The organism is Streptomyces sp. HSW2009, assembly GCF_040240285.1.
GTDB lineage: Bacteria > Actinomycetota > Actinomycetes > Streptomycetales > Streptomycetaceae > Streptomyces.
In genome coordinates this window covers 1-17,709 of the sequence record NZ_JBEHZD010000108.1, presented here as the reverse complement: position 1 = coordinate 17,709, position 17,709 = coordinate 1, and the positions used below count along the sequence as shown (strand labels likewise).

The following is a 17,709-nucleotide window of genomic DNA, read 5'->3' as shown; positions in this document are numbered from 1 at the left end:
GCGCGGGCGCCGGGGGGGCCGGGGGCGGGGGGAGGCTGCTGGCCGGCCGGCGACTGATCGACGACCCGAAGGCGGCCTGGCGCACCGTGTCCGGGCTGACCCTGGCCGGCTTCGTCGCCGGGTTCTTCGCCCTGCTGGCGGTCGGTGACCACGCGGCCCCCGGCCCGCCGGACCGGCTCGCGCTCGCGGTCCCCGCATCGCGGCTGGCCGCCGTGAGCACCGCGGCTGAGCACCGGTTGGAGCGTGCGGGGGTACGGGCCGTCGTCGGCACGGGCGGCCCTGCCGGTACGGCCGGTCCTCCCAGCTCTGCCAGCACCAGCAGCCCTACCAACACGGCCAGCCCTGCCCGTCCAGCCGGCCCTGCCCACACGGGCGCCGCTGACTCCGTCGACGTCGAGACCGGGGCTGCTGGCGACGGTCATGCCGATGCCGATGCCGACACCCTGGCCGATGCCGAGGTCACTGAGGTCACCACCGTCACCAGGACCACCGACGTCACCGACACCACCGGCGCCACCGACACCACCGAGGTCACCGAGACCCCGGAGGTCGCGGAGATCGCCGCCGGGGGCCGTGGTAGCCGCCAGCTCACCGTTGACGTGTCGGGCGGCGGCGCCGACCTGGACCGGGCCCGGGCCGCGCTGACCGGTCTCGTCCCCGGCCAGTACCCGGTCACCGGGCCCGACGTCGGTGCCTCGGGCCGGCTGTTCGCCGCCGACTTCCGGCGGGCGATCCTGCTGGTGCTCGGTGCGACCTTCGTGGTGGCCGCCGCCTCGGCGGGCATCACCGCTGCCGCCGCCGTACTCGACCGCCGCCGCACCTACCGCCTGCTCCGGCTGGCCGGCACCCCGCTGTCCGTACTGGACCGGGCGCGGCGCGTGGAGACCGTCCTGCCGGTGGCCGTCCTCGGCGGCGGCGCCGTCCTCACCGGCGTCTTCTGCGCCGCCCCGCTGACCCTGGCCGGCGGCTCGGCAACGCTCGACGTGCGCGGAGCGGCGCTCCTGGCGGGCGCCATCGGCCTCGGCCTGGCGGGCCTGCTCGCGGCCAGCGCCCTGAGCCGGCCGCTGCTACGGGCGGTCACCACGACGGGCGGGGCCCAGCCACAGTGAAGGCGGCGGGCGGGGCGGGGGCCGGCAGTACGACGGCCCGGCGGCGCTGGTGGCCCGGCGACACCGACGGCCCGGCGGCGCTGACAGCCCCCGCCCGCCACACACGCAGTCCCGGCCCGCCGCACTCGCAGCCCCCACCCACCGCACTTGCACGAGCCCCACCCACCCCACCTGTACGCCCCACCCACACCACCCGCACCCCCGCCCGCGGGCCGTCGCGCTGTCGGCGGCTGCCGTGCGTGCGCGGCGCACCGTGACCCGTGACTACGATGGGCCAGCCGGTGGCCCGCTGACCACCCGGCCCGTTACGACCCTTCGGGAAGGCCATGCTGAACAAGTACGCGCGTGCGTTCTTCACGCGTGTTCTCACGCCGTTCGCCGCCCTGCTCATCCGGCTCGGGGTCAGCCCCGACGCCGTGACCCTCATCGGAACCGGTGGGGTCATGGCCGGCGCGCTGGTCTTCTACCCGCAGGGGGAGTTCTTCTGGGGCACGGTGGTCATCACCCTGTTCGTCTTCTCCGACCTGGTCGACGGCAACATGGCGCGCCAGCTCGGCCGCTCCAGCCGCTGGGGCGCCTTCTTGGACTCCACGCTCGACCGGGTCGCCGACGGGGCCATCTTCGGCGGTCTCGCCCTGTGGTACGCGGGCGGCGGCGACAGCATCACGCTGTGCGCGGTGACCATCTTCTGCCTGGCCAGCGGCCAGGTCGTGTCGTACACCAAGGCCCGCGGCGAGTCCATCGGCCTGCCGGTGAACGTCAACGGGCTGGTCGAGCGCGCCGAGCGGCTGGTCATCTCGCTGGTCGCCTGCGGCTTCTCCGGACTGCACAAGTTCGGTGTGCCGCACATCGACATCCTGCTGCCGATCGCGCTGTGGGCGGTGGCCGTGGGCAGCCTGGTCACCCTGGTGCAGCGGGTGGTCACGGTGCGCCGGGAGGCGTACGAGGCCGACGCGGCAGCCGCCGAGGCCGAGGCGCCCGCCGGGGCCGGCACCACGGTGCGCCGAGGAGGCGAGCAGGCGTGAGGGAGCGGCTGACCGACGCGGCGTACGGAGCCGGCTGGAGCGCGCTGAAGGCGCTGCCCGAGCCGCTCGTCACCCGCGCCGGCCGGCACGCGGCCGACGCCGTCTGGCGCCGCCGCGGCAGCGGCGTCCGCCAACTGGAGGCCAACCTCGCGCGCGTGGTGCCACAGGCGTCCGCCGCCCGCCTGGCCGCGCTCTCCCGGCTCGGCCTGCGCTCGTACACCCGCTACTGGCTGGAGTCCTTCCGGCTGCCGGCCTGGAGCAAGGACCGCATCCGCGGCGGCTTCGCCCCCGCCGACGCGCACCATCTGACCGACGGCCTGGCCAGCGGGCGCGGCGTGGTCCTCGCCCTGCCCCACATGGCCAACTACGACCTCGCCGGCGCCTGGGTCACCACCGCGCTCGGGGTCCCGTTCACCACCGTCATGGAGCGGCTTGAGCCCGCCTCGCTCTACGACCGGTTCGTCGCCTACCGCGAGGGCCTGGGCATGGAGGTGCTGCCGCACACCGGGGGCAGCGCGTTCGGCTCGCTGGCCCGGCGGCTGCGCGCCGGCGGCCTGGTCTGCCTGGTCGCCGACCGCGACCTGTCGGACACCGGCGTCGAGGTGGCCTTCTTCGGCGAGACCACGAAGATGCCCGGCGGACCCGCGTCGCTGGCCGTGCGCACCGGTGCGCTGCTGCTGCCGGTCACCCTCTGGTACGACCGGTCGCCGATCATGCAGGGCCAGGTGCACCCGCCGATCGACGACCCGGGCGAGGGCACCCGCGCCGAGCGCACCGCGGTGATGACCCAGCGGCTGGCCGACGTCTTCGCCGGCGGCATCGCCGACCACCCGTACGACTGGCACATGCTGCAACGCCTGTGGCTGAGCGACCTCGTGCCGCGCCCGGGAGACGGGGCGCAGAGCCGCGGCGGCGCCGAGTCCGCTGAGCTCGCTGAGACCGTTGGACTCGCTGAGCCTGCCGAGCCCGTTGGGTCCGACCCGGAATCCGGCCCCGCGGACGGCCGTGAAACCCGTGCCGACGACAGCGGCGCCGACGCCGCCGGCCCGGAAACCAGCGCCGGCCCCACCCCCGACAGCAGCCGCGAAACGGAGCCCAGGTGAGGATCGGGATCGTCTGCCCGTATTCGTGGGACGTTCCCGGAGGCGTGCAATTCCACATCCGTGACCTGGCCGAACACCTCATCCGCAGCGGCCACGAGGTCTCGGTGCTCGCCCCCGCGGACGAGGACACGCCGCTGCCGCCGTACGCGGTCTCCGCCGGGCGGGCGGTCCCCGTGCCCTACAACGGCTCCGTCGCCCGGCTCAACTTCGGCTTCCTCTCCGCCGCCCGGGTCCGCCGCTGGCTGCACGAGGGCGACTTCGACGTGATCCACATCCACGAGCCGACCTCGCCCTCGCTCGGCCTGCTGGCCTGCTGGGCCGCCCAGGGACCGATCGTGGCCACCTTCCACACCTCCAACCCGCGCTCCCGGGCGATGATCGCCGCGTACCCGATCCTGCAAGCCGCGCTGGAGAAGATCAGCGCGCGGATCGCGGTGAGCGAGTACGCCAGGCGCACCCTGGTGGAGCACCTGGGCGGGGACGCCGTCGTCATCCCCAACGGGGTCGACGTGGACTTCTTCGAGCGGGCCGAGCCCTGGGACGACTGGCGCGGCGGGGCGTCGGCGACGGGCACCGGCACCGGCGGCCACACCATCGGCTTCATCGGCCGCATCGACGAACCCCGCAAGGGGCTGCCGGTGCTGATGCAGGCGCTGCCACAGATCCTGGCCGCCCACCCCGAGACCCGGCTGCTGGTCGCAGGCCGCGGTGACACCGAGGAGGCCGTCGCCGACCTGCCGGCCGCCGTCCGCGAGCAGGTCACCTTCCTCGGCATGGTCAGCGACGAGGACAAGGCGCGACTGCTGCGCAGCGTCGACCTGTACGTGGCGCCCAACACCGGCGGCGAGAGCTTCGGCATCATCCTCGTCGAGGCGATGTCGGCCGGCGCCCCGGTGCTCGCCAGCGATCTGGACGCCTTCGCCCAGGTGCTCGACCGGGGCGAGGCGGGCGAACTCTTCCGCAACGAGGACGCGGACGCGCTGGCCGAGGCCGCGGTGCGGCTCATCGCCGACCCGCAGCGCCGCGCCGAACTGCGCACCCGCGGCTCCCGGCACGTGCGCCGCTTCGACTGGTCGACGGTGGGCGCGGACATCCTGGCCGTGTACGAAACGGTCACCGCGGGCGCCGCGTCGGTCGCCACCGACGAGCGGTCGGCACCCCGGTTCCGCTTCGGGCTGAGCCGGGAGTAGCCCAAGTCCCAGGTGGGGGACGGTCTCCCGGGCCGTGGCCGGGGTGCGGTCGGGGCCGCGGACAGTGGCGGGGGCGGTGGCCGGAAACCGGTACCGTGACCCGGCGTGACCACTTTGATCTGGATCGCGGTCGTTCTCCTCGCCATCGCCGGATATCTGCTGTGGACCGCGGGGCGCCTGGACCGACTGCACACCCGGCTGGACGCCACCCGCGCCGCGCTCGACGCGCAACTGCTGCGGCGCGCCTCGGTCGCCCAGGAAATGGCCACCTCAAGCCTGCTCGACCCGGCCGCCTCCCTCGTGCTCTACCAGGCGGCGCAGCACGCCAGGCAGGCGGAGGAGGAGCACCGCGAGGTGGCCGAGAGCGAACTGAGCCAGGCGCTGCGCGCGGTCTTCGCCGAACCCGCCCAGGTCGAGGCCGTCCAGCAGGCGCCGGGCGGCGCAGCGGCGCTGGGCGAACTGGTCGCTGCGGTCCGCCGGGTGCCGATGGCCAGGCGGTTCCACAACGACGCGGTACGGGCGGCCCGCGCCCTGCGCCGGCACCGCAAGGTCCGCTGGTTCCGGCTCGCGGGGCACGCGCCCTTCCCGCTCGCCTTCGAGATGGACGACGAACCTCCGACCGCCCTCGCCGACCCGGTGCCGTAACGGGCCGCGGGGCCCGCGCGCCGTGCGCCGCGCACCGGCCCTGCGCCGTGACGGCCCGTACGGCCACGAGCCACCGGCCTGGAATTGGCCCTTGCCCACCCAGGCCACCAGCGGGTTTTGTCAGAGGTGTAGCAGTATCGGCCCGTACCTGGACCGGAGGTATCTACCGGATCGGGTTTCGAACGGGCCTACGATGGGTCCATCGCACCATTCGCATCGAGTGAGGTCACACCGTGTCGAGCACGTCCCCCAGCACGCCTGAAACCGCTTCCCAGCACCCCGAGACCGGCACCGCCCGCGTCAAGCGCGGCATGGCCGAGCAGCTCAAGGGCGGCGTGATCATGGACGTCGTCACGCCCGAGGAAGCGAAGATCGCTGAGGACGCCGGCGCCGTCGCGGTCATGGCCCTGGAGCGGGTTCCCGCCGACATCCGCAAGGACGGCGGCGTCGCCCGGATGTCCGACCCCGACATGATCGACGGCATCATCAACGCGGTCTCCATCCCCGTCATGGCCAAGTCCCGCATCGGCCACTTCGTCGAGGCCCAGGTGCTCCAATCGCTCGGCGTCGACTACATCGACGAGTCCGAGGTCCTCACCCCCGCCGACGAGGTCAACCACAGCGACAAGTGGGCCTTCACCACCCCCTTCGTCTGCGGCGCGACCAACCTGGGCGAGGCGCTGCGCCGCATCGCCGAGGGCGCGGCGATGATCCGCTCCAAGGGCGAGGCCGGCACCGGCAACGTCGTGGAGGCCGTCCGCCACCTGCGTCAGATCAAGAACGAGATCGGCCGGCTGCGCGCCCTCGACCACAACGAGCTGTTCGCCGCGGCCAAGGAGCTGCGCGCCCCGTACGAGCTGGTCAAGGAGGTCGCCGAGCTCGGCAAGCTGCCGGTCGTGCTGTTCTCCGCCGGCGGTGTGGCCACCCCCGCCGACGCCGCGCTGATGCGCCAGCTCGGCGCCGAGGGCGTCTTCGTCGGCTCCGGCATCTTCAAGTCCGGCGACCCGGCCAAGCGCGCCGCCGCCATCGTGAAGGCCACCACCTTCTACGACGACCCCAAGGTCATCGCCGACGTCTCGCGCAACCTGGGTGAGGCCATGGTCGGCATCAACTGCGACACCCTCCCCGAGGCCGAGCGCTACGCCAACCGCGGCTGGTAGTCCGGCCCTGGTCGGCGCGGCAGTGCGGCCCCGCCCGGTGCGGGGCCGCCCCGCCGCACACCGGGCGGAGCCGCTCGGGCCCGCCCCGGGACGCGCCGCCCACCCCGCCAGCAGTCCCCGGCCGCGGCCCGGCGCCCGGCCACATCCCCTTGCGAGGTTCCACCCCGTGTCCACCGACACCCCCACCATCGGCGTCCTCGCCCTCCAGGGCGACGTACGCGAGCACCTGATCGCCCAGGCCGCCGCCGGCGCGGTGGCCCGGCCGGTGCGTCGCCCCGAAGAGCTCGCCGAGGTCGACGCCCTGGTCATACCGGGCGGTGAGTCCACCACGATGTCCAAGCTCGCGGTGGTCTTCGGGCTGCTCGAACCGCTGCGCGCGCGGGTGCGCGCGGGGATGCCGGTCTACGGCACCTGCGCCGGCATGATCATGCTGGCGGACAAGATCCTGGACGGCCGGGACGACCAGGAGAGCGTCGGCGGCATCGACATGACCGTGCGCCGCAACGCCTTCGGTCGGCAGAACGAGTCCTTCGAAGCCGCGGTCGAGATGCAGGGCGTCGCGGGCGACCCGGTGGACGGCGTGTTCATCCGCGCCCCGTGGGTCGAGTCGGTCGGCGCGTCCGTCGAGGTGCTCGCCGTCCACGAGGGACACACCGTCGCCGTCCGCCAGGGCAACGTACTGGCCACCTCCTTCCACCCGGAGCTGACCGGCGACCACCGCGTGCACGAGCTGTTCGTCAGCATGGTCCGCGCGAGCTGACCGCCCCGCTCCCGCGCCGCCCCACCCGGCCCCGCGTCCCGCGCCCGGAACCCGCCGGAGTCCCGGCGCAGCCACACCCCGTGATCCCGGTAGGATCGCAGGCGTTCGTAAGGAATTTGGTTACGCGAAGGAGACAGGCGGATGTCCGGCCACTCTAAATGGGCTACGACGAAGCACAAGAAGGCCGTGATCGACGCCAAGCGCGGCAAGCTCTTCGCGAAGCTGATCAAGAACATCGAGGTCGCCGCGCGAACCGGCGGTGCCGACCCGGACGGCAACCCGACCCTCTTCGACGCCATCCAGAAGGCCAAGAAGAGCTCGGTGCCGAACAAGAACATCGACAGCGCCGTCAAGCGCGGTGCCGGTCTTGAAGCGGGCGGCGCCGACTACGAGACGATCATGTACGAGGGCTACGGTCCGAACGGTGTCGCGGTGCTCATCGAGTGCCTCACCGACAACCGCAACCGCGCGGCCTCGGACGTGCGCGTGGCCATGACCCGCAACGGCGGCTCGATGGCCGACCCGGGCTCGGTCTCGTACCTGTTCCACCGCAAGGGCGTGGTGATCGTCCCCAAGGCCGAGCTGTCCGAGGACGACGTCCTCGGCGCCGTGCTCGACGCGGGGGCCGAAGAGGTCAACGACCTCGGCGAGACGTTCGAGGTGATCAGCGAGGCCACCGACCTGGTCGCGGTCCGCACCGCCCTCCAGCAGGAGGGCATCGACTACGACTCGGCCGACGCCAACTTCGTACCGACCATGCAGGTCGAGTTGGACGAGGACGGCGCGCGGAAGATCTTCAAGCTCATCGACGCGCTGGAGGACAGCGACGACGTGCAGAACGTCTTCGCCAACTTCGACGTGTCGGACGAGGTCATGGAGAAGGTCGACGCCTAACGCGCGGGCGGCGCGCGGCGGGTGGGGCGGTCGAACAGGCCGCGCCGACCCGCACCGCGGCACACCCGACCGGCCCGGCACCGCCCGGGCCGCGGAGCATTGCGTGACCGGGCCGACGGGGGCAACCCGTCGGCCCCTCGCATTGTCACAGGCACCGGCTACTGTGCCTGTTCAGGGATGTGAACCCGGCCGGCGGACGACTGATCAGTGAGGGGGCGCGCGATGCGGGTGCTTGGTGTGGACCCGGGGTTGACCCGCTGCGGCATCGGCGTCGTCGACGGCGTCGCGGGCCGCCCGTTGCGCATGGTGGACGTCGGCGTCATCCGCACCGCCGCCGACGCCGAGACCGGCGACCGGCTGGTGCTGATCGAGCGCGGCATAGAGCAGTGGTTGGAGACGCACAAGCCCGAACTGGTCGCCGTGGAGCGGGTGTTCAGCCAGCACAACGTCCAGACCGTGATGGGCACCGCACAGGCGAGCGCCGTCGCCATGCTCTGCGCCGCCCGCCGCGGACTGCCCGTCGCGCTGCACACGCCCAGCGAGGTCAAGGCCGCCGTCACCGGCTCGGGGCGGGCCGACAAGGCGCAGGTCGGCGCGATGGTCACCCGGCTGTTGCGGCTGGACGCGCCGCCCAAGCCCGCCGACGCGGCCGATGCGCTCGCGCTCGCCATCTGCCACATCTGGCGGGCCCCGGCCACCAACCGACTCCAACAGGCGGTGGCCGCCCACCGCCAGACCCGCACCCCGACCACCCCGCGCACGCCCGCCGGCCGCGCCGCGCCCCGCGGGCGCCCCGCCGCACCGCCTGCTGCCGCGCAGCCCCCTGTCGCGCAGCGTTCCGCCGCGCAACAGACCGAGCCCCCCGCACCCACCCGGAAGGATTCCGCATGATCGCGTTCGTCTCCGGGCAGATCGCCGCCCTCGCGCCCGACCTCGCCGTTGTCGAGGTCGGCGGCGTCGGCATGGCGGTGCAGTGCACCCCGGGCACGCTGGCCACGCTCCGCGTCGGCCAGAGCGCCAGGCTCGCCACCTCGCTCGTCGTCCGCGAGGACTCGCTGACCCTGTACGGCTTCGCCGACGACGACGAACGCCAGGTCTTCGAACTGCTCCAGACCGCCAGCGGAGTGGGCCCGCGGCTGGCTCAGGCCATGCTCGCGGTGCACAGCCCCGACGCGCTGCGCCGCGCGGTGGCCGGCGGCGACGAGAAGGCGCTGACCGCGGTCCCCGGCATCGGCAAGAAGGGCGCCCAACGCCTGCTGCTCGAACTGAAGGACCGGCTGGGCGAGCCCACCGGACCGGGCGCAGCGGCCCGGGTGGGCAGCGCGGTCACCGCCGGCTGGCGCGACCAACTGCACGGCGCGCTGATCGGCCTCGGCTACGCCACCCGGGAGGCCGACGAGGCCGTGGCGGCCGTCTCCCCGCAGGCCGACGCGGCCGCGGCCAAGGGGGAGCAGCCGCAGGTGTCGGCCCTGTTGCGGGCCGCGCTCCAGACGCTGGGCCGAGGCCGCTGACCGCCCGCGGCACCGCACCGCACGTACCAGAGAGGACGTCATGAACGGGGACGACACCCACGGCGAGCACGCCGCGCACCTGGCCGACCCGGTCGGCCTGGGCGCCGCCGATCGCCTGTTGGGCGCCGAGGCGGACGGCGAGGAGCAGGCCATCGAGGCCGCGCTGCGGCCGAAGGACCTGGGCGAGTTCGTCGGCCAGGAGCGCGTCCGCGAACAACTGGACCTGGTGCTGCGCGCTGCTCGACAGCGCGGTAGCACCGCCGACCACGTTCTGCTGTCCGGCGCGCCGGGCCTGGGCAAAACCACCCTTTCGATGATCATCGCGGCAGAGATGGGTGCACCTATCCGGATCACTTCCGGACCCGCCATCCAGCACGCCGGAGACCTCGCCGCGATCCTCTCCTCGCTCACCGAGGGCGAGGTGCTCTTCCTCGACGAGATCCACCGGATGTCCCGGCCCGCCGAAGAAATGCTCTACATGGCGATGGAGGACTTCCGCGTCGACGTGATCGTCGGAAAGGGCCCGGGCGCCACCGCCATTCCGTTGGAACTGCCGCCGTTCACCCTGGTCGGGGCCACCACCAGGGCCGGCCTGCTGCCTCCGCCGCTGCGCGATCGGTTCGGCTTCACCGGTCACATGGAGTTCTACGGCGCCGCCGAACTTGAGCGCGTCGTACACCGCTCCGCGCGGCTGCTCGACGTCGAGATCGACGGCGCGGGCGCCGCCGAGATCGCCGGTCGCTCCCGCGGCACGCCGCGCATCGCCAACCGGCTGCTGCGCCGCGTCCGCGACTACGCCCAGGTCAAGGCCGACGGCGTGATCACCCAGGAGATCGCGGCGCGCGCCCTCGCGGTGTACGACGTGGACGGTCGCGGCCTCGACCGGCTCGACCGGGCCGTGCTGACCGCCCTGCTCAAGCTCTTCGGCGGCGGCCCGGTGGGCCTTTCCACGCTGGCCGTCGCGGTGGGGGAGGAGCGCGAAACGGTCGAGGAAGTGGCCGAGCCCTTCCTCGTCAGGGAAGGTCTGCTGGCCCGCACGCCGCGCGGCCGGGTGGGCACCGCGGCGGCCTGGGCCCACCTGGGACTGACTCCGCCGCAGGGCGCGGGTGGCGGTGCGCAGCCAGGACTGTTCGACGGGTGACGGCGCGGACACTGGTCGGGCCAGGAACCCCGGTGCAATGCTGGGCGTTGTTCCTTAGGTGCGGGCTCGCTTAGACTCCGCCGATGCCGTCCGTTCAGTGCGGCGCACCCACCCCCGTATACCAGGCCGTGCATTCGCGGTCGTGCGAAGGAAATTCCGTCCCGTGAATATCGTGACTCTCCTGCCGTTCATCGTGCTCATCGGGGCCATGATCCTGATGACCCGATCGGCCAAGAACAAGCAGCGCCAGGCCACGCAGATGCGTGACCAGATCCAGCCGGGCACCGGCGTACGGACGATCGGCGGCATGTACGCCACGGTCAAGGAAGTCACCGACGACACGCTCCTGCTGGAGGTCGCGCCGGGAGTGCACGCCATTTACGCGAAGAATTCGGTGGGTGCCGTCCTGGACGACGCCGAGTACAACCGCATCGTGCACGGCATTGAGCCCGAGCACGATGAGGATGCCCCCGTGGTTCCCGACGACGCCTCTTCCCTGACCGAGGCCGCCGGGGACACCGACCGTCGGGTCGACATCACCAAGGGCGACGCGAGCGACGACGAGAAGAAGACCGACGCCGCGGACGCCGACACGACGGAGCCGCAGGACGCGAAGCCGGAGGGCACCACGTCGGAGGACCGCAAGGGTTCCGACGACGGCGACGCGAAGTAGCCGGACTCCACAGGCCGTAGGGCACCACCGCTCGGTGCACAGCGGCGCGGAGACGGTTTAGGCTCCGGCGGGGGCACGTCCCCATAACACTTCGTGGCCGCCTGGCGCACATCCGTCGCCCGGCGGTTGGACAGGGAGAAACGAAAAGGTGGCAGCACCGAAGAAGGGCCGTAGGTCCCCCGGGGCCCAGGGCAGGCCCGGTCGTGCCCTCGTCGGGATCTTGGTCGCCATGGTGGCGTTGGTCGGAGGGATGTTCCTCTCCGGCAACACCACCCCGCGGCTGGGGATCGACCTCGCGGGTGGCACCAGCTTCACGCTGGAGGCCAAGAACGAGCCGGGCAAGCCCAATGCGATCAACAGCGACAACATGGACACCGCCGTCAACATCATGGAGCGGCGCGTCAACGGCCGCGGTGTTCGCGCGGCCGAGGTCCAGACGCAGGGTCGTAAGCACATCATCGTCAACATCCCCAAGGGGACGGACGCGAAGCAGGCCCGGAACCAGGTCGGCACGACGGCCAAGCTCGGTTTCCGCCCGGTGCTGACCATCGCGGACGGCAAGCGCACCGCCGACCCCGCGAACCCGCCCAAGCCCGACAAGACGCCCAGCAAGCAGGGCGACAAGGGTGATGGGGACAAGGGGGACAAGGACGGCGACGCCGACAAGGATGCCGACAAGAGTCCTGCCGACGGCAAGAACGCCGACAAGGACGACGACGGCAAGAACGGTGACAAGGCCGACGGTGCGACCCCCAGCACCTCCGCCACCACCCAGGGCCGCGCCATCCCCAGCGCGTTGAAGGCGCCCACCCCGAACCCCACCGCCAGCGGCCCGGCCGACAAGCAGGAAGAGCCGGCGAAGAAGCCGTCCAAGGAAGAAGCCGCGCAGGCCAAGCAGGCCGAAGACTTGCAGAAGCAGTTCGCGGCGCTGGACTGCTCGACCGCCAAGGCCCGCTCCGACGCCAGCAAGCGCGCCGCCGCCCGCCCCAACGACGAGCCGATCGTGGCCTGTGACCGCAAGGGCCAGGCCAAGTTCATCCTGGGCCCGGTCGAGCTTGAGGGTAACCACGTGGACGACGCGTCCGCGGTCTTCAGCACGCAGGGCGGCTCCGGCTGGATCGTGCAGCTCGACTTCGACGGCAAGGGCGGCAAGCAGTTCGGCCAGATCACCGGCGAGCTGGCCAAGCAGCAGTCCCCGCAGAACCAGTTCGGCATCGTGCTCGACGGCGAGGTCGCCTCGAACGCCGAGGTCAACTTTGCGATCAAGGGCGGCAAGGCGGAGATCTCCGGTGGCTTCAGCCAGAAGGAAGCCGACGACCTCGCCAACATCCTGTCCTACGGTTCGCTGCCGCTGACCTTCGAGATCGTCGACGAGACCACCGTCTCCTCGGCCCTCGGTGAGGAGCAGCTCCGGGCCGGCCTGATCGCCGGCGCCATCGGCCTCGTCCTGGTCATCCTGTACATGGTCATCTACTACCGCGGCCTGGCCCTGGTGGCCATCGCCAGCCTCGCGGTCTCGGCCACGCTGACGTACTCGCTGATGGTGTTGCTCGGCGAGGCGATCCAGTTCGCCCTGAACCTGCCGGCCGTCTGTGGTGCGATCGTGGCCATCGGTATCACCGCCGACTCGTTCATCGTCTACTTCGAACGCGTCCGGGACGAGATCCGCGAGGGCCGCACGCTGCGCCCCGCCGTGCAGCGCGGCTGGCCCCGGGCCCGGCGCACCATCCTGGTCTCGGACTTCGTGTCCTTCCTCGCCGCCGCCGTGCTCTTCATCGTCACGGTCGGCAAGGTGCAGGGCTTCGCGTTCACGCTGGGTCTGACCACGCTGCTGGACGTCGTGGTGGTCTTCTTCTTCACCAAGCCGCTGATGACGCTCCTCGCCACCCGCAAGTTCTTCGCGGACGGGCACCCCTGGTCGGGTCTTGACCCGCAGCGTCTCGGTGCCAAGCCGCCGCTGCGCCGCCGTCGCCCCACCGCCCCCGCTGACACGAAGGAGGCGTGAAGATGTCGCGACTCGGTGACCTCGGCGCCAGGCTCTACCGGGGCGAGGTCGGCTACGACTTCGTCGCCAAGCGGAAGATCTGGTACAGCATCTCCATCCTGATCACCATCACGGCCATCGTCGGCCTTGCGGTGCGTGGTCTGCACATGGGCATTGAGTTCTCCGGCGGCGCGGTCTTCACCACCCCGAAGACCAGCGTCTCGGCCGACGACGCGCGCGAGAAGGCGGAGAGCGCCGCCGACGGCCACACGGCGATCGCCCAGAAGCTCGGCGGCGGCGGACTGCGCATCCAGATCAGCGACCTGGACACCGAGGCCGCCCAGCCGGTCCAGGAGGCGCTCGCCAAGGACCTCGGCGTCGAAGCCTCGAAGATCAACACCCAGCTCGTCGGCCCGAGTTGGGGTGAGGAGATCGCCCGCAAGGCCTGGCAGGGCCTAGCGATCTTCATGTTGCTCGTGGTGATCTACCTCGCCATCGCCTTCGAATGGCGCATGGCGCTAGCCGCCCTCATCGCGCTGATCCACGACCTCACCATCACGGTGGGGGTGTACGCGTTGGTCGGCTTCGAAGTCACACCGGGCACGGTGATCGGTCTGCTCACCATCCTCGGTTATTCGCTGTACGACACCGTCGTCGTCTTCGACGGCCTCCGCGAGAGTTCCAAGGGACTCACCAAGCAGACCCGCTACACCTACAGCGAGATCGCCAACCGCAGCCTCAACGCCACCCTGGTGCGCTCCATCAACACCACCGTGGTGGCGCTGCTCCCGGTCGGCGGCCTGCTCTTCATCGGCGGCGGCTTCCTGGGCGCCGGCATGCTCAACGACATCTCGCTGGCGCTGTTCGTGGGCCTCGCGGCCGGTGCGTACTCCTCGATCTTCATCGCCACGCCGCTGGTCGCCGACCTGAAGGAGCGCGACCCGCAGATGAAGGCCCTGGCCAAGCGGGTGCGCGCCAAGCGCGCAGCCGCCGCGACCCGGGCCGACTCGGCCGGCACCGGCGAGGACGTGTCGGAGGAAGCGGACGACTCGACCGTCGACGACGCCGATGACGTCGACGCCGATGAGCCGATGGACGCCGAGGAAGCTGCGGCGGCCGGCGTGGTCGGCCCGCGCGGTACGACGGGTTCCCGCGCCGCCAGGAACCAGCCGAACCGCAACCGCGGCCGGGGCCGCCCGTCGGGCAAGCGCCGATGAGCGGGGTCGAGACCACCGCTGCCGGACCCGCGACCCCGGGCCCGGCCGACGCGGCAGAGCTGCGCTCCCTGCTGCTCAGCCGCATCCACGACGTCCCGGACTACCCGCAGCCCGGGGTGATGTTCAAGGACATCACCCCGCTGCTGGCCGACCCGGTCGCCTTCGGCGCCCTGACCGAGGCCCTGGCCGCGCTGTGCCGCACGCACCGCGCGGACAAGGTCATCGGCCTCGAAGCGCGCGGCTTCATCCTGGCCGCGCCGGTCGCGGTGCGCGCCGGGGTCGGCTTCGTACCGGTGCGCAAGGCCGGCAAGCTGCCTGGGACGACGCTGCGGCAGGCGTACGAGCTGGAGTACGGCACGGCCGAGATCGAGATGCACGCCGATGCGCTGCGGCCCGGTGAGCGGGTCCTGGTCATCGACGACGTTCTGGCCACCGGAGGCACGGCCGAGGCGTCGCTGCACCTCATCCGCCGGTCCGGGGCCCGGGTCGCCGGGGTGGCGGTCCTGCTTGAGCTGGGCTTCCTGGCCGGCCGGCAGCGCCTCCAGGCCAGCTTGGACGGCGCCCCGCTGGAGGCGTTGACCACCGTCTGACCTGCGAAGTTATGCCGAAGGCGGGTATCCGGGAACACCCGGGTGCCCGCCTTCGGCGTGCCGGGGTGGCCGACTCGGCGGGACAATGGGTGTGGCGGGATCGATACCATGGCTGTCCGACCTCCGTGTTACGGACCGGTCCCGCGTGAGGAGTGCTCTTGCCAGACGAGGCCAAGCCGCTGACCGCCGCGCACCCCGAGGAGCCGAACGCCGCGGGGAGCAGGCCGGCCGCCAGCGCGCCCCAGAACGGCGGCGGCGCGTCCACCCCCGGGCCGAAGCCGGGGCCCAAGCCCCCGGCCGAACTGCCCGCCGGCGGCCCGAACACCAGCGTGCCGGCCCGCCCACAGCCGGGGCCCGCACCCCGGCAGAACTCCTCGAACCGGGTCCGCGCCCGCCTCGCCCGCCTCGGCGTGCAGCGCTCCAGCCCGTACAACCCGGTCCTCGAACCGCTGCTGCGCATCGTGCGCGCCAACGACCCCAAGGCCGACACCTCCACGCTGCGCCAGATCGAGCGCGCGTACCAGGTCGCCGAGCGCTGGCACCGCGGTCAGAAGCGCAAGAGCGGCGACCCGTACATCACCCATCCGCTGGCCGTCACCACCATCCTCGCCGAGCTCGGCATGGACCCGGCGACGCTGATGGCGGGCCTGCTGCACGACACGGTCGAGGACACCGAGTACGGCCTTGACACCCTGCGCCGCGACTTCGGCGACCAGGTCGCGCTGCTCGTGGACGGGGTCACCAAGCTCGACAAGGTCAAGTTCGGCGAGGCCGCGCAGGCGGAGACCGTGCGCAAGATGGTCGTCGCCATGGCCAAGGACCCGCGGGTGCTGGTCATCAAACTGGCCGACCGGCTGCACAACATGCGCACCATGCGCTACCTCAAGCGGGAGAAGCAGGAGAAGAAGGCCCGCGAGACGCTGGAGATCTACGCCCCGCTGGCGCACCGGCTGGGCATGAACACCATCAAGTGGGAGCTGGAGGACCTCGCCTTCGCGATCCTCTACCCCAAGATGTACGACGAGATCGTGCGGCTGGTGGCCGAGCGGGCGCCGAAGCGTGATGAGTACCTGGCGATCGTGACCGATCAGGTCCAGGGTGACCTGCGGGCGGCCCGCATCAAGGCGACCGTCACCGGGCGTCCGAAGCACTACTACTCCGTGTACCAGAAGATGATCGTCCGCGGCCGGGACTTCGCGGAGATCTACGACCTGGTGGGCATCCGGGTCCTGGTGGACACCGTCCGCGACTGCTACGCGGCGCTCGGCACCATCCACGCGCGGTGGAACCCGGTGCCGGGGCGGTTCAAGGACTACATCGCGATGCCCAAGTTCAACATGTACCAGTCGCTGCACACGACGGTCATCGGGCCCAGCGGCAAGCCGGTCGAGCTCCAGATCCGCACCTTCGACATGCACCGCCGCGCCGAGTACGGCATCGCCGCGCACTGGAAGTACAAGCAGGAGGCCGTCGCCGGCGCCTCCAAGGTCCGTACCGACGTGCCCAAGAGCAAGGGCGACCGGCAGGACACCGTCAACGACATGGCGTGGCTGCGGCAGCTCCTGGACTGGCAGAAGGAGACCGAGGACCCGGGCGAGTTCCTGGAGTCGCTGCGCTTCGACCTCTCCCGCAACGAGGTCTTCGTCTTCACGCCCAAGGGCGACGTCATAGCGCTCCCGGCGGGCGCGACCCCGGTCGACTTCGCGTACGCCGTGCACACCGAGGTCGGCCACCGCACGATAGGCGCCCGCGTCAACGGCCGCCTGGTGCCGCTGGAATCCACGCTCGACAACGGCGACCTGGTCGAGGTCTTCACCTCCAAGGCCCCGGGCGCCGGCCCCTCCCGCGACTGGCTCGGCTTCGTCAAGTCGCCCCGGGCCCGCAACAAGATCCGCGGCTGGTTCTCCAAGGAGCGCCGCGACGAGGCGATCGAGCAGGGCAAGGACGCCATCGCGCGGGCCATGCGCAAGCAGAACCTGCCGATCCAGCGCATCCTCACCGGCGACTCGCTGGTGACCCTCGCGCACGAGATGCGCTACTCGGACATCTCCTCGCTGTACGCGGCCATCGGCGAGGGCCACGTCACCGCGCAGAACATCGTGCAGAAGCTGGTCCAGGGCCTGGGCGGCGAGGACGCGGCGTCCGAGGACATCGCGGAGTCCACCCCGCTGCGCACCCGCACCAAGCGCCGTTCCAGCGCCGATCCCGGCGTTGTCGTCAAGGGCGTCGAGGACGTCTGGGTGAAGCTGGCCCGCTGCTGTACGCCGGTGCCGGGCGACCCCATCATCGGCTTCGTCACCCGCGGCAGTGGCGTCTCGGTGCACCGCGCCGACTGCGTCAACGTCGACTCGCTCTCCCAGCAGCCCGAGCGCATCCTCGACGTGGAGTGGGCACCCACCCAGTCCTCGGTCTTCCTGGTGGCCATCCAGGTGGAGGCGCTGGACCGCTCGCGGCTGCTCTCGGACGTCACCCGGGTCCTCTCCGACCAGCACGTCAACATCCTCTCCGCCGCCGTGCAGACCTCCAGGGACCGGGTGGCCACCTCGCGCTTCACCTTCGAGATGGGCGACCCGAAGCACCTGGGCCACGTCCTGAAGGCGGTACGGGGCGTGGAGGGCGTCTACGACGTCTACCGGGTGACTTCGGCCCGCCGGCCCTGACGCCCGGCCCTTCCCCGCACACGCCGACCGGCCCCCCCCCCCCCCCC

Annotated in this window: 15 protein-coding genes and 1 pseudogene; all 16 read left to right on the top strand. The window is 72.0% G+C overall.

What is annotated here, in order from left to right:
- Nucleotides 1–1,109, top strand: a pseudogene (locus tag AAHZ94_RS11360) (hypothetical protein); the annotation flags it as partial.
- Between the two features lie 326 nt (nt 1,110–1,435).
- Nucleotides 1,436–2,134 (top strand): phosphatidylinositol phosphate synthase, encoded by a 699-nt coding sequence (gene pgsA, locus AAHZ94_RS11355; RefSeq protein WP_349992676.1) that lies wholly within the window; start codon nt 1,436–1,438, stop codon nt 2,132–2,134.
- The gene (locus tag AAHZ94_RS11350; protein ID WP_349992675.1) at nt 2,131–3,237 is read left to right on the top strand and encodes a phosphatidylinositol mannoside acyltransferase; all 1,107 of its coding nucleotides are present in this window, start codon (nt 2,131–2,133) and stop codon (nt 3,235–3,237) included. Before pgsA ends, AAHZ94_RS11350 begins: the two co-directional genes overlap by 4 nt.
- Complete coding sequence (locus AAHZ94_RS11345) at nt 3,234–4,427, top strand: glycosyltransferase family 4 protein (RefSeq protein WP_349992673.1); 1,194 nt, start codon at nt 3,234–3,236, stop codon at nt 4,425–4,427. The genes AAHZ94_RS11350 and AAHZ94_RS11345 overlap by 4 nt, the downstream gene beginning before the upstream one ends.
- A 105-nt stretch (nt 4,428–4,532) precedes the next feature.
- On the top strand, nt 4,533–5,072 hold the full coding sequence (locus AAHZ94_RS11340; RefSeq protein ID WP_349992671.1) for a LemA family protein: 540 nt from the start codon (nt 4,533–4,535) through the stop codon (nt 5,070–5,072).
- Nucleotides 5,073–5,305: 233 nt separating this feature from the next.
- The gene (pdxS, locus tag AAHZ94_RS11335; protein ID WP_349992669.1) at nt 5,306–6,232 is read left to right on the top strand and encodes a pyridoxal 5'-phosphate synthase lyase subunit PdxS; all 927 of its coding nucleotides are present in this window, start codon (nt 5,306–5,308) and stop codon (nt 6,230–6,232) included.
- A 166-nt stretch (nt 6,233–6,398) separates the two neighbouring features.
- Nucleotides 6,399–6,992 (top strand): pyridoxal 5'-phosphate synthase glutaminase subunit PdxT, encoded by a 594-nt coding sequence (gene pdxT, locus AAHZ94_RS11330; RefSeq protein WP_349992668.1) that lies wholly within the window; start codon nt 6,399–6,401, stop codon nt 6,990–6,992.
- Nucleotides 6,993–7,133: 141 nt separating this feature from the next.
- Nucleotides 7,134–7,886 (top strand): YebC/PmpR family DNA-binding transcriptional regulator, encoded by a 753-nt coding sequence (locus AAHZ94_RS11325; RefSeq protein ID WP_349992666.1) that lies wholly within the window; start codon nt 7,134–7,136, stop codon nt 7,884–7,886.
- A gap of 222 nt (nt 7,887–8,108) precedes the next feature.
- Nucleotides 8,109–8,777, top strand: a complete 669-nt coding sequence (gene ruvC, locus AAHZ94_RS11320; protein WP_349992665.1) for a crossover junction endodeoxyribonuclease RuvC — start codon at nt 8,109–8,111, stop codon at nt 8,775–8,777.
- Nucleotides 8,774–9,397: a Holliday junction branch migration protein RuvA gene (gene ruvA, locus AAHZ94_RS11315; protein WP_349992663.1), complete on the top strand. Its 624-nt coding sequence runs from the start codon at nt 8,774–8,776 to the stop codon at nt 9,395–9,397. Before ruvC ends, ruvA begins: the two co-directional genes overlap by 4 nt.
- A gap of 40 nt (nt 9,398–9,437) precedes the next feature.
- The gene (gene ruvB / locus AAHZ94_RS11310) at nt 9,438–10,538 is read left to right on the top strand and encodes a Holliday junction branch migration DNA helicase RuvB (RefSeq protein WP_349992662.1); all 1,101 of its coding nucleotides are present in this window, start codon (nt 9,438–9,440) and stop codon (nt 10,536–10,538) included.
- 163 nt (nt 10,539–10,701) lie between these two features.
- Entirely contained in the window at nt 10,702–11,211 is a 510-nt protein-coding gene (gene yajC / locus AAHZ94_RS11305; protein ID WP_349992660.1) for a preprotein translocase subunit YajC, read from the top strand.
- Nucleotides 11,212–11,359: 148 nt separating this feature from the next.
- Complete coding sequence (gene secD, locus AAHZ94_RS11300) at nt 11,360–13,216, top strand: protein translocase subunit SecD (protein ID WP_349992658.1); 1,857 nt, start codon at nt 11,360–11,362, stop codon at nt 13,214–13,216.
- A 2-nt stretch (nt 13,217–13,218) separates the two neighbouring features.
- Complete coding sequence (gene secF, locus AAHZ94_RS11295) at nt 13,219–14,412, top strand: protein translocase subunit SecF (RefSeq protein WP_349992656.1); 1,194 nt, start codon at nt 13,219–13,221, stop codon at nt 14,410–14,412.
- Nucleotides 14,409–15,002, top strand: coding sequence for an adenine phosphoribosyltransferase (locus AAHZ94_RS11290; protein WP_349992654.1), 594 nt, complete (start codon nt 14,409–14,411; stop codon nt 15,000–15,002). Before secF ends, AAHZ94_RS11290 begins: the two co-directional genes overlap by 4 nt.
- A 158-nt stretch (nt 15,003–15,160) precedes the next feature.
- On the top strand, nt 15,161–17,662 hold the full coding sequence (locus AAHZ94_RS11285; protein ID WP_349992652.1) for a RelA/SpoT family protein: 2,502 nt from the start codon (nt 15,161–15,163) through the stop codon (nt 17,660–17,662).
- The last annotated feature ends 47 nt before the right edge of the window (nt 17,663–17,709 follow it).

Coding starts and splice junctions, on each gene's coding strand:
- pgsA (WP_349992676.1), top strand. CDS start 1,436: ATGCTGAACAAGTACGCGCGTGCGTTCTTCACGCGTGTTCTCACGCCG.
- AAHZ94_RS11325 (WP_349992666.1), top strand. CDS start 7,134: ATGTCCGGCCACTCTAAATGGGCTACGACGAAGCACAAGAAGGCCGTG.
- ruvC (WP_349992665.1), top strand. CDS start 8,109: ATGCGGGTGCTTGGTGTGGACCCGGGGTTGACCCGCTGCGGCATCGGC.
- ruvA (WP_349992663.1), top strand. CDS start 8,774: ATGATCGCGTTCGTCTCCGGGCAGATCGCCGCCCTCGCGCCCGACCTC.
- ruvB (WP_349992662.1), top strand. CDS start 9,438: ATGAACGGGGACGACACCCACGGCGAGCACGCCGCGCACCTGGCCGAC.
- secF (WP_349992656.1), top strand. CDS start 13,219: ATGTCGCGACTCGGTGACCTCGGCGCCAGGCTCTACCGGGGCGAGGTC.
- AAHZ94_RS11290 (WP_349992654.1), top strand. CDS start 14,409: ATGAGCGGGGTCGAGACCACCGCTGCCGGACCCGCGACCCCGGGCCCG.